This window comes from Buttiauxella selenatireducens (genome assembly GCF_031432975.1).
Lineage (GTDB): Bacteria > Pseudomonadota > Gammaproteobacteria > Enterobacterales > Enterobacteriaceae > Buttiauxella > Buttiauxella selenatireducens.
Genome location: NZ_CP133838.1, coordinates 1,961,812 through 1,972,567 on the forward strand (window position 1 = coordinate 1,961,812; position 10,756 = coordinate 1,972,567).

10 protein-coding genes and 1 tRNA gene are annotated in these 10,756 nt (G+C 51.6%); 6 read left to right on the forward strand and 5 right to left on the reverse strand.

Annotation, left to right across the window (positions count from 1 at the left end; genetic code table 11):
• Positions 1-35 precede the first annotated feature (35 nt).
• The 5 genes from RHD99_RS09075 to RHD99_RS09095 all read left to right on the forward strand — a co-directional run bounded on the left by RHD99_RS09075 (position 36) and on the right by RHD99_RS09095 (position 4,099).
• A complete protein-coding gene (locus RHD99_RS09075; RefSeq protein ID WP_309879119.1) occupies positions 36-647 on the forward strand; it encodes a LemA family protein in 612 nt (203 codons plus the stop codon).
• On the forward strand, positions 644-1,531 hold the full coding sequence (locus RHD99_RS09080) for a TPM domain-containing protein (protein WP_309878497.1): 888 nt from the start codon (positions 644-646) through the stop codon (positions 1,529-1,531). The genes RHD99_RS09075 and RHD99_RS09080 overlap by 4 nt, the downstream gene beginning before the upstream one ends.
• 77 nt (positions 1,532-1,608) lie before the next feature.
• Positions 1,609-2,853: a VasL domain-containing protein gene (locus RHD99_RS09085; RefSeq protein WP_309878498.1), complete on the forward strand. Its 1,245-nt coding sequence runs from the start codon at positions 1,609-1,611 to the stop codon at positions 2,851-2,853.
• A 123-nt stretch (positions 2,854-2,976) separates the two neighbouring features.
• Positions 2,977-3,174 (forward strand): ANR family transcriptional regulator, encoded by a 198-nt coding sequence (locus RHD99_RS09090; protein ID WP_309878499.1) that lies wholly within the window; start codon positions 2,977-2,979, stop codon positions 3,172-3,174.
• 34 nt (positions 3,175-3,208) lie between these two features.
• A complete protein-coding gene (locus RHD99_RS09095) occupies positions 3,209-4,099 on the forward strand; it encodes a DUF417 family protein (RefSeq protein WP_309878500.1) in 891 nt (296 codons plus the stop codon).
• A gap of 237 nt (positions 4,100-4,336) precedes the next feature.
• Here the strand turns inward: RHD99_RS09095 and RHD99_RS09100 are convergent, their stop codons facing one another.
• Positions 4,337-5,017 (reverse strand): IS6 family transposase, encoded by a 681-nt coding sequence (locus tag RHD99_RS09100; protein WP_309879121.1) that lies wholly within the window; start codon positions 5,015-5,017, stop codon positions 4,337-4,339.
• Positions 5,018-5,564: 547 nt separating this feature from the next.
• Here RHD99_RS09100 and RHD99_RS09105 point away from each other — a divergent pair.
• Entirely contained in the window at positions 5,565-5,846 is a 282-nt protein-coding gene (locus RHD99_RS09105; RefSeq protein WP_309878502.1) for a hypothetical protein, read from the forward strand.
• A gap of 922 nt (positions 5,847-6,768) precedes the next feature.
• On the opposite strand, the gene RHD99_RS09110 is transcribed toward RHD99_RS09105, so the two are convergent.
• The 4 genes from RHD99_RS09110 to RHD99_RS09125 form a co-directional block, all read right to left on the reverse strand.
• Positions 6,769-7,104 (reverse strand): Arm DNA-binding domain-containing protein, encoded by a 336-nt coding sequence (locus RHD99_RS09110; RefSeq protein WP_309878503.1) that lies wholly within the window; start codon positions 7,102-7,104, stop codon positions 6,769-6,771.
• Between the two features lie 159 nt (positions 7,105-7,263).
• Positions 7,264-7,339 (reverse strand) — tRNA-Asn (locus tag RHD99_RS09115).
• Between the two features lie 131 nt (positions 7,340-7,470).
• Positions 7,471-9,249 carry an aminopeptidase P family protein gene (locus RHD99_RS09120; RefSeq protein WP_309878504.1) on the reverse strand — a complete coding sequence of 593 codons (1,779 nt, stop codon included), beginning with the start codon at positions 9,247-9,249 and terminating at the stop codon, positions 7,471-7,473.
• A gap of 10 nt (positions 9,250-9,259) precedes the next feature.
• Complete coding sequence (locus RHD99_RS09125) at positions 9,260-10,720, reverse strand: AMP nucleosidase (RefSeq protein ID WP_309878505.1); 1,461 nt, start codon at positions 10,718-10,720, stop codon at positions 9,260-9,262.
• Between the last annotated feature and the right edge of the window lie 36 nt (positions 10,721-10,756).

Below are 10,756 nucleotides of genomic sequence, written 5' to 3' on the forward strand. Positions count from 1 at the left end.
TATCCCTTGATTTTTAACAAAAGGATGTTGTTTTGATGATTCGATTTTTCCAGTGGCTGACGGTGTGTGCCAGTGTGCTGTTCTTGTCCGGCTGTGGCTATAACGATATCCAGGCCAGCGATGAAGCGGTCGATGCGCAGTGGTCGGAAGTTCTCAACCAGTACCAGCGTCGTGCTGATCTTATCCCGAGCCTGGTGGCCACGGTGAAAGGCTACGCCAGCCATGAAGAGTCTGTTTTTAAAGATATTGCGGATGCCCGGGCAAGAATTGGCAGCGTCAGTCAGGGGCAACATGCGCCAGAAAACGCACAGGATATGCAGGCTTACCAACGCTCGCAGCAGGAGCTAAGTTCAGCTCTCTCCCGCCTGTTGGTCATCAGTGAACGCTACCCGGAGCTGAAAGCCGATACGATGTTCACCAACCTGATGGTTCAGCTGGAAGGGACGGAAAACCGTATCGCGGTGGCGCGTCATCGCTATGTGCTGGCGGTGCAGGAATATAACCTGCAAATTCGCCAGTTCCCTGGGGTGATCCTCGCCCGGATCATGGGCTACGAAAGGAAACAAAATTTCCAGCCAAATGATATGGCAAAAGTGACGACTGCCCCGACGGTTGATTTTTCAACTCCGCGTCCGGTGCAGCAATGAAGCGCCTGATGTGGGTTGCACTGGCTCTTTTGTTTTCGTTTTCTGCTGGGGCTGATCAGATCACGGTTCCGGATCTGCATCAGCGCGTCACGGATACCACGGGTACCCTGTCAGCGGAAGTGAGCGCATCTCTCGAGCAGCGTCTGAGCCAGTATGAGCAGGACTCGGGCCATCAGTTGGCCATTTTAATGGTGAATACAACCGGGGATGAGACAATTGAGCAGTATGCGACCCGTGTGTTCGAAAGCTGGAAGCTGGGCGATAAAAAGCGTGATGACGGTTTGCTGCTGATTGTGGCAAAGGCTGACCATACGCTGCGTATCGAGGTGGGGTACGGGTTGGAGGGCACCGTGACGGATTTACAGGCAAGTCAGGTGATCAACCGTGACATCGTGCCGTATTTTAAACGGGACGATTATGCCGGAGGGATTGCGTCGGGCGTGGACGCGCTCATTCAGATGTCGACGGATCCGGCATTTGCCGCATCCTATGCTGATGTCGTGGAGACCTCGGACTCAACGGAGAGTGGCGTTGAGTCTATAGGCGCATGGTTATTCGGCGGGTTTATGCTGATGCCAATAGTGCCAGCGCTGTTTTTCCGCAAGTTTAGTCCTTTTAAGCGATCGCTCTTCAGTAGCCTGATGGTGGCCGCTGCCGTGCTGGTGATTAGCCGCGATGTTGTCATAACGGGTATCACCTTTCTGGTTTGCCTGGTGCTCTATATCGGTATGACGCGGGGCGGTCGTTCAGGCGGAGGCAGGGGCGGTGGCAGCAGTGGTTCGGGTCGTTCAGGAGGTGGATTTAGCAGAAGAGGCGGCAGCGGTGGCGGATTCAGCGGGGGAGGAGGGAGTAGCGGAGGCGGTGGTGCATCGGGCCGCTGGTAACTCACCCTGTTCATCCTCGTTTGCCCCTTTTTAGGTAACACGCGACCAGTTTTTCTATTCTGACGATGAGTCCCATTATGCACGACGTACAACCCCGCCCGGTAAAAACCGGCAGTGACCCGCGCACGCTCGCGGACTTTATTGCCCTGCGCGAAGAGATGGCGAAACTCTCGCATCCGGCTCGCCCGGATGTGGACTGGAAACAGGCGGAAGCACTGTCGCTCTCGCTGTTCGAACGTAATGGCGTGGAGTTGCAGACCGGCGCCTGGTACACCCTGGCGCGTTGCCATCTGGCCCGCGTCAGTGGGATGAACGAGGGGCTGGCGATACTCAACGCGCTGCTGAACTATCAGTGGGCGCAGCTCTGGCCGCAGCCGGTGCACGCGCGGGCTGAAATCCTCAATGGCCTGTTTCAGCGCTTGCAGACAACGTTCCGTACCTTTTCACTGAGCCACCGCGATGTCCCTTCGCTGATGCAGGCGGAAAATCTGCTGGCGACACTCGACGATGTGCTGACCCGTCAGGCGCTGAAGCATGCCTGTCAGACTGCGCCGCTGATGCAACAGGTGCACAATGCGCGGGTCCGGCTGGAAAACAGCGCGTCACCGGAAGAGGCAACGGCGGCCATCGCGTTGCCGCCGCAGGCGCGGGTTTCGCCGTCCGCGCTGGATACTGCGCCGCACATCAGCCGTCAGGTGTATGTGTTACGCCCGGAACCGGAAGTGAAGGTGGAAGTGGTGCGCGAAACGCTGCCGTCGCCGAAGCGCTGGCCGGTTTTTGCCGCTGGGGTCGTCTCGGCGCTGGTGGTCGGCGCGCTGGCGCTGTGGGGCTGGCACACGCTGCATCCGGCTGATAATACTCTGCCTGTGACGGCCAACGACGCTGCGCTGACCGCGCTGGGGCAACAGTCACCCGTCTGGCTGCTGGACTACGGCTTTGCGCTGGCCGCAAAGGCTCCCCCTGAAGAGCGCGACAGACTAAAAGCGCAGTGGCAGCAGCGTATCGCCGGAAATGCTTTGCCTCCCGAGGCGCTCTCCGGCTGGCATCAGGGGATGGAAGGCTTAAATGAGATGACCCGCCGTCTCAATGAGCTGGATGAACGCAAGGGAAAATACCTGACTGGCTCGGAGCTGAAATCAATGGTGTTTGCGATAACTCAGAACTTTGGGAGGTCAGTTCCTGCGGAGGAGCAATTATACTTACTGAGCCAGACGCCACAGGGTACCCCGTTGCCCCCGGCGCTGGTTTCGCAGACGGAACAGCATCTGGAACAGTTACTTAACCGTTATACCCTGATTAAACAGCAAGTCGAAACACCATAACCCTCCTGCCTCAGGCACCACAGCGCATCCGGATAAACTCCACTTCACGCTGTAACGGCTCTATGGACATTGTCATCATTATTACCGGGATATTGACATCCCGGGTGCAAAGGAAAATGCATTATGAAACCCAAAAATAAGCGAAGCGCGTATCACCTGGTCGCTGAGGAAGCGCGTGCTGAAGAGCGGCTGCGCAATTACCGGCAGGCATATGGACTGTGGACGACCGCGTCCTCACTGGCGGTAGACGAAACCAACCGGGTCTGGGCTGATGCCCGCAGTGAATATTGCCGCCGACGAATGTCATTAGTCAGCAAATAGTCCGTACTTCCATTTTGAGTTAAAAGGAAATTTTATGAACGAACGTGAATTACCGGTCGCGGGCCAATCCGTCTGGCGACTCATCTCTGTTTTGCTGGGTGTGGTAATGATGTGGTTTGGTGCGATGCGCTTCTGGCCTTTTATGACCGACACCATGGCCGCCTTGCTGGCGCAGTATGACTGGTTGCCAGCGGCCTCCATGGCCCATTCCGTGAGTATCGGCGTCGGGGCGCTTGAGGTAGTGATTGGCCTGATGTTGCTGGTTCCTCACGAGACGGTTCGGCGTTATGCCGGGCTGGCGGCGGCACTGTTCTGGTTCTCCGCACTGTTCTTGTTGATTGGCAAGCCGATGTACCAGCATTCCGACGTTTACAACGGTTTCCCGGTGATTGGCGGCGGACAAACGCTGCTCAAACATCTGGGTATCGCGGCGTTAGGGCTGGGGATTTTTGCTTTTCAGCGTCATGCGCGTTTATATCGCGCGGCGGTACTGGGTCTGTGGCTGGGGCAACTGCTGGTGTTGCTGTGGATCGGGGGCATGAAATTTACTGCTGTAGAAGCGACAGGTGTCAGCCATCTGATGAAAACGAGCCCGTTCTTCTCCTGGCTGTATAACTTCTGCACCATTCAACAAGCCTCCATTGTTATCGGGCTGACTGAACTGGGCACAGCGGCACTGATGCTGTTCTGGCCATGGCGTCCGAATATTGCGCGTCTGGGTTTCCTCGCGGCAATCTGTACCTATCTGCTGACCAACACCTTCCTGTTCAGCTTACCCGGCTGGCAGTCGGGTTACGGCTTCCCGTTTATTGGCCGTACCGGGCAGTTCCTTATCAAGGATGAATTATTACTACTGGGGGCGCTGGTGCTGTTCCTGACGCCATTCGCCAGCATCTGCTGCAAGAATGTAAAGTCAGGCACCTGAGTCCTGGTGAATGCTGCACGCAAACAAAAAAGCCCGCTTAAGTATCCTTAAGCGGGCTCTCGAATTTGGCTCCTCTGACTGGACTCGATTGTTCAGCTAACTGACTGTTTTTACATCTGTTGATTTTGCCATTACCTCGGCAGGGCGACCATAAAGGCCCCCGTATGTTAATACTGCATTTTTTGGGCTCTGTTGCAAAGATTGTAATAATGAAGCCTCTGGTGTTGCTGAAAGGCTCTAAATTTCAAACACTCTGCTCACCAGATGCATCTCGCCCAGGAGGTGACCATAGTAAAATGATTCAGTCTGTCCTTTACGCAGGGCACGCATGATTTCGATTCCTTTTATCGTGGCGTACGCCATTTTCATCGATTTAAATCTCAGCGTGGCATTGATTATCCGTTTCAGCTTGCCGTGATCGCACTCAATCACATTGTTCCGGTACTTTATCTGCCGGTGCTCCATATCCGACGGACATTTTCCTTCGCGCTTCAGTAACGCCAGTGCCCGCCCGTATGTCGGGGCTTTATCGGTATTAATCAGCCGCGGAATTTGCCACCGCTTCGTGTTGTTCAGGAGCTTTCCCATAAAGCGATATGCAGCTTTACTGTTACGACGAGGAGAGAGATAAAAATCGAGGGTACAGCCTCTGCTGTCGACTGCGGGGTACAGATAAGCCCATCTGCCGTTAACTTTGATATACGTTTCATCCAGATGCCATGAGCAAAATCCGGTAGGCTGACGCCAGTACCAGCGGAGACGTTTCTCCATTTCAGGGGCATAGCGCTGGACCCAGCGGTAAAGTGTGGTGTGGTCGACGCTGACACCACGCTCGGCCAGCATCTCCTGTAACTCACGATAACTGATACCGTATTTACAGTACCAGCGTACTTGCAGCGGCCTTGCCGCGACGTTCAGAAACTAAAAGGTAGCACCTGCTAAAGCGAGAAAAGGAACTGAGCAAACCGATAAAACAGTGTTGTTTGCCAGAGGTATCGCGGAACATTTCTTTTGTCTCCGGCCATCAAACAACGTTATTGCTGAATGTCTGCAAAACGGCATTCGCACAGCTCACGCCTTTATTGAAAACGGTCTGACAGGAAGGGGGGGACAGGCATATGGAAGGATGCGAAGCCCGGAGGTTTGCTGCCGTGAAACATGCCGCCATGTTCATGACAATGAAGTGCTACTGTTCGGATGTCTGGGGTGTGGTGATGGCGCGAGTCTCTGATATGCCGTTTTTAAAAAAAGCTTTTTCAGTGCTATTTATATCGACTGCGGTAACATATCTAAAGGAATGATCGTAATAAAACGGAGCAACGTAATATGCTGTTTTTACTTGCCACCTCAGGCCTCTTATTCGATTCCTGGCCATAAGTTGATTGTGATAAAATCGCGGCAACTCTGTGGAGATATATAGAAAAAAACATGGCAGTTATTTTTTATAAAATAAGGAGCATTGCATATGATAAAAGCATCAATTTCATTAATGGCCGTGGTATTGTTTTTTTGTACGGCTGGGGCCGCTTTGGCAATGAATGTGCCAGTCGATAACAGTGGCAGTACATTTAGAAAAACAGGCTGGACTATGTGGCACAGATCGAATCTTCCAGGAGCTAGTTCTTCTTGTACCCGAAATTATTACAAAAAAGGTGTTTATCAGTCGCAACAGAATAAGTTTGTGTATGACTGGCAGAAATGCGGAAGTGATAAAAATGCCATATCAGCCAGATTATGGCCTAGTTAATTATCGAACGAAGGCCACGGTGATTTTCAATCGGGCTTTGCTAATGGAATGGTCGTCCCCTGGCAAGGCTGAAGTTCTGAATCACCAAGTGGCACAACTTGGGGTTCGACGCTCAGTGGGACGAGCCGCTCGCATAAGGACACCTGTAACACAGCGGTGTCAACGATGAACGTTCCCCTGAAAACCATCTCCGCCTCGACACTGAAGGGCTGCGTTTGGGAAACGTACAATATTGTACGGTTGCGTTATAGCAGTAGGGTGTACCCTACTGCTATAGGTAGGTCTGTTTAAAAAAACAGACTTGTCGTACAATATTCTCTATATCCAAACTGACCCCAATTAGAGGTGTCACCTAAAAATAAAACGGAGAATGAAAATAACGGTAATAGGAAATGTAAAAAATAGTAGTAATATAGATATAAGTGGGTGTTGTGAAGTATCAAAAATATCCATTATTAACTTAGGGGGTCTGTCGTAAGCAGATTTTATTACAAAAGGATGCGAAATAAATGACACACACAATATGATGGCAAGTCCCCGATGGTTGCCGGGAGCGTTAACAACTTAAAAATAAAAAATAGAACCATAGAAGAACCCACCAGTTATTAACGACAAGAAAAAATCAAAACTTTTAACGAAAAGATAAAGCAGGGTGTCTGGCTTAGGTCCTATCCTCTTCAAATTACTTTTTTTCATTTCAAATAACTCTCATTGTATTATTAACAAATGCCCCCTGGATTTACTCCGATTAAATAAGATGCGGGCAAGATTATATCATTTTGCGATAATACACCTGTTCAAAAACAAGCTTGTCGTACAATATTTTCCGATATCCAAACTCATCCCAATAGGCACTGTTGCAAACATCGAGATAATGAAGCCTCTGGTGTTGCTGAAAGGCTCTAAATTTCAAACACTCTCCTCACCAGACGCATCTGGCACTGTTGCAAAGTATGATTTCTCCGAAAAACGGAGGGCTGCAACCACAACTTATTGTGTCTTCCTTCGGATTGGCTGACAAAATGTGCCAGAGAAATATGTTGAAGTGAAACTTTGCAACAGTGCCGGCCTGCGAGAGAGTGACGGCAGGATAGGGACCAAAGGTCAGTTTGCTTTCTTTGCTTTCAAAGCGGTACCTGAGATACCCGTGTTTTGCACTGTCAGGTTTCAGCAGCAGGTACAGGCCCTGTACATCGGTGAGTTTACGGAGTTTGTCGACGGGTTTTGCGTTGCGGATAGCGGTAACAGTAAGAGGCATGGCGGGAGCTCCGTAGATCAGTGAACCAGCAGGCCCCCAATAAAGCCCCCAAAAGCTACGGATGTAAAAAAACCGAAGTACTTTTCAGTACTTCGGTTTTTTTTACTATCTGATTTTAAAACATTTCAGGATGAATGGGGACATCATGAAACTAAAATTTGGCTCCTCTGACTGGACTCGAACCAGTGACATACGGATTAACAGTCCGCCGTTCTACCGACTGAACTACAGAGGAATCGGTTAACGGGGCGCATAGTAACGAGCGCCCACTGGGTTGTCAAAGGCTGTTTAGATGAAACGTGTTTGATTGCTGATTTAATCAACAAAAAGAAGAAAAGAGCCGCAAATGCGCGGCTCAAAAGGGTTTTATGCCCGTTGCGCCCTGACCGGTGCAGTCGCTTCAATCAACCACGGGCGAGCATCACTTGAGACAAGCGGCGATAATGTTTCGCGTACTTGCTGGTGATAATCATCAAGCCAGGCAATGTCTTGTTCGCTAAGCAGGGATAAATCGACCGCGCTTAAATCAATCGGGATCAGCGTCAGCGAGGCAAATTTACAGAACCCTGGTCGTGAGGCGACAACTTCAACCTGGTTTTCAATACGAATGCCGTGACTTCCGGCGAGGTAATATCCTGGTTCGATGGTCAGAACATTGCCGGGTAGCATCGGCCATGGATTCACTTTCTTCGCCATGCGATGCGGGTTTTCATGAATGAGCAAGCAGTGGCCGACACCATGACCCGTGCCATGGTCATAATCCAGACCCAGTTCCCATAATGGACGACGGGCAAACGCATCGAGTTGATGCCCTTGCGTGCCTTGAGGGAATTGCAGTGAAATCAGTGACAGGAATCCTTTTAACACGGCGGTGTAATGCAGGCGACGTTGACCGTCAAGTTGCCCGAAGTTCAATGTCCGCGTGGCATCGGTGGTGCCGTTGTAATACTGGCCGCCTGAATCATTCAGGTAAAACTCTTTACTGGTGATCGCAAAATTGGTTTCTGGTGCGCTGTGGTAGTGGCACATTGCTGCATTACTCGCAGCCGCGGAAATCGTACCAAAACTTTGTTCCCAGAAGTTTTCACACTGCTGGCGGAAAGTTAGCTGCTTTTCCTGGGCCTCGAGTTCTGTAATCGGGTTACCTGCGGCTTCACGCAAGGGGACTTCATGACTCAACCAGGCGAGGAAATTCACCCATGCCGCGCCATCTTCCACGTGGCTTGAACGATATCCTTCCAGCTCGACGCTGTTTTTATTCGCTTTCATCAGCGTAACAGGATCGGCCAACCATTCGATTTCACCCCCTCCTTGTTCAACGGCAAAGCGCACCGCAACCGGAGTATTATCACCATCAAGTAAGAAACGTTTTCCCGCCGCAAGCTGCTTACAACGCGGCAGAAACGCATCTGCACTGTGTGTCTTAAGCGAGTCCAGCAATCCGCTATCAAGCTGTTGCAGCTTGGCTTCGTCGACAAACCACTCTACGGCACCGTCGTTTTTAATCAGAGCGAAAGAGAGCGGCACTGGGCTCATGGCGATATCTGAACCGCGAACATTCAACAGCCAGGCAATGTTGTCAGGCAAGGTGAGGGCAAGGTAGTCCACACCTTCACGCGTCAGGGCTTCCGCGACACGTGCACATTTGGACGCGGTTGATTCACCGCTAATCTCAACGGGCATAGGATGAATTGCGCCGCGCGGTGCTGCCGGGCGCTCGGTCCAGATTTTATTAATAGGATCATCGTTGACGGCTACCAGGTCACAGCCGCTGGTGCGCAGTTGTTCATACTGGTTGTTAACGATAAGCATCGGTTCAAATGCGATACGTTGACCAGAAGGTAAGTTTTCGCGCATCCAGAGGTGGATGGGTTCATCGTGCAGGTGATGAATTTCAAACTCGCTGAGGTTAACTTGCTGGTGCGCCTGAACCTGGTAGCGACCATCAACAAACAGCAGTGCGCGGTCGGCCAAAATCAGAGCCAGCCCCGCTGAGCCATCAAAACCACTGATAAATTCAAGCTTTGCGTCAAAGGGGGCACAGTATTCACTTTGATGCGCATCGGCACGAGGGATAAGCATGCCATCAAGTTCGCGCTCTTTAAGCAGGCTGCGTAACGCAGCCAGAGGTGATGTGTGTTGCATTTTTATTCTCTTATCGGAAAGGTGGCTCGTTAAAGGTACGTAGTTTGCGCGAGTGCAGGCGTTCGCCTTCAGCTCGCAGGAGGTCAATGGCGCAGATACCGATTTGCAAATGCTCCGAAATCGCCCCTTCATAGAATCGATTTGCCTGACCTGGCAGTTTTATTTCCCCGTGCAGCGGCTTATCTGAAACGCACAGCAATGTGCCATAAGGGACGCGGAAGCGATAACCTTGCGCGGCGATGGTGGCACTCTCCATATCAATAGCAACCGCACGGCTCAGGTTGAAACGCAAGGCTGAAGCCGAATAGCGTAGCTCCCAGTTACGATCGTCAGTGGTGACGACTGTACCTGTACGTAAGCGCTGTTTAACTTCTTCGCCCGGCATTCCACTCACCAGTTTGGTGGCGTCATACAGTGCGCGTTGTACTTCAGCGATGCTTGGAATCGGAATGTCGGGTGGTAGCACGGCATCAAGAACATGATCGTCACGCAGATAGGCGTGAGCCAGCACATAATCGCCAATTGACTGGCTTTCACGCAGGCCGCCGCAGTGGCCAATCATCAGCCAGGCCGCTGGGCGCAATACCGCCAGATGGTCGCAAATATTTTTGGCATTCGATGGCCCAACGCCAATGTTAATCAGCGTGATACCTGTACCGTTGGCATCAATCAAATGCCATGCTGGCATTTGGTGTTTTTTCCAGGTGAGATCAGAAATGGCCTCTTCAGGTGCCTGGCTGTCGGCCGTTAACCACACGCCACCGGCGCATGAAAGCGCGACATATGGGCTTTCCGGATCAAGAATTTGCTGGCAACCCCAGCGTACAAATTCATCAACATAGCGGGTGTAGTTGGTGAACAACACGAATGACTGGAAGTGCTCAACCGGCGTGCCGGTGTAGTGGCGCAAACGAGCCAGCGAGAAATCAACTCGGCGTGCATCAAAATGCGAAAGCGGATAGTACTCAGTCGGATGGAACAGACCATCCGCCGTTTCATCACCAATTTGCGACAGTTCGGTGGTCGGAAAATGACGAGGCAAACCGGCGCTCATCGAACGGTCTAACGACAAGCTTGAACCATCAATCACATACGGATACGGGATTTCGTGCAGCGATAAACCCACTTCAATCTGCGCACCATAATCTTCATACAGTAGGGTTAATTGTTCGGCGAGATAATGGCGAAACAGTGCTGGGCGGGTGACGGTGGTTGTGTAGCTGCCGGAATGGGTGAAGCGGGCATAAGCGCGTGTTTTGTTGGGATGGTGAATAGTGCCATCCCAGCTGACGCGTAATTCCGGGTAGACAAATAATCCTGCGGCACGTTTTTGTATTTCGGGTAAGGTGCCGTTTTCAACGTACTGGGCAATGGCTTCGCGCAATGCGTTGACCGAAGCATCGTACAGCTCCTCTAATTTATCGAGGGCCTGATTCGGGGTAAGGGCAGTGTCGGCTGTCTGATGCGTCATCTTATCTCCTTATCCTGCTGATTATACGCAGGGCTG

Coding starts and splice junctions, on each gene's coding strand:
- RHD99_RS09095 (WP_309878500.1), top strand. CDS start 3,209: ATGAACGAACGTGAATTACCGGTCGCGGGCCAATCCGTCTGGCGACTC.
- RHD99_RS09090 (WP_309878499.1), top strand. CDS start 2,977: ATGAAACCCAAAAATAAGCGAAGCGCGTATCACCTGGTCGCTGAGGAA.
- RHD99_RS09120 (WP_309878504.1), bottom strand. CDS start 9,249: ATGCAACACACATCACCTCTGGCTGCGTTACGCAGCCTGCTTAAAGAG.
- RHD99_RS09080 (WP_309878497.1), top strand. CDS start 644: ATGAAGCGCCTGATGTGGGTTGCACTGGCTCTTTTGTTTTCGTTTTCT.
- RHD99_RS09125 (WP_309878505.1), bottom strand. CDS start 10,720: ATGACGCATCAGACAGCCGACACTGCCCTTACCCCGAATCAGGCCCTC.
- RHD99_RS09075 (WP_309879119.1), top strand. CDS start 36: ATGATTCGATTTTTCCAGTGGCTGACGGTGTGTGCCAGTGTGCTGTTC.
- RHD99_RS09110 (WP_309878503.1), bottom strand. CDS start 7,104: ATGCCTCTTACTGTTACCGCTATCCGCAACGCAAAACCCGTCGACAAA.
- RHD99_RS09085 (WP_309878498.1), top strand. CDS start 1,609: ATGCACGACGTACAACCCCGCCCGGTAAAAACCGGCAGTGACCCGCGC.
- RHD99_RS09105 (WP_309878502.1), top strand. CDS start 5,565: ATGATAAAAGCATCAATTTCATTAATGGCCGTGGTATTGTTTTTTTGT.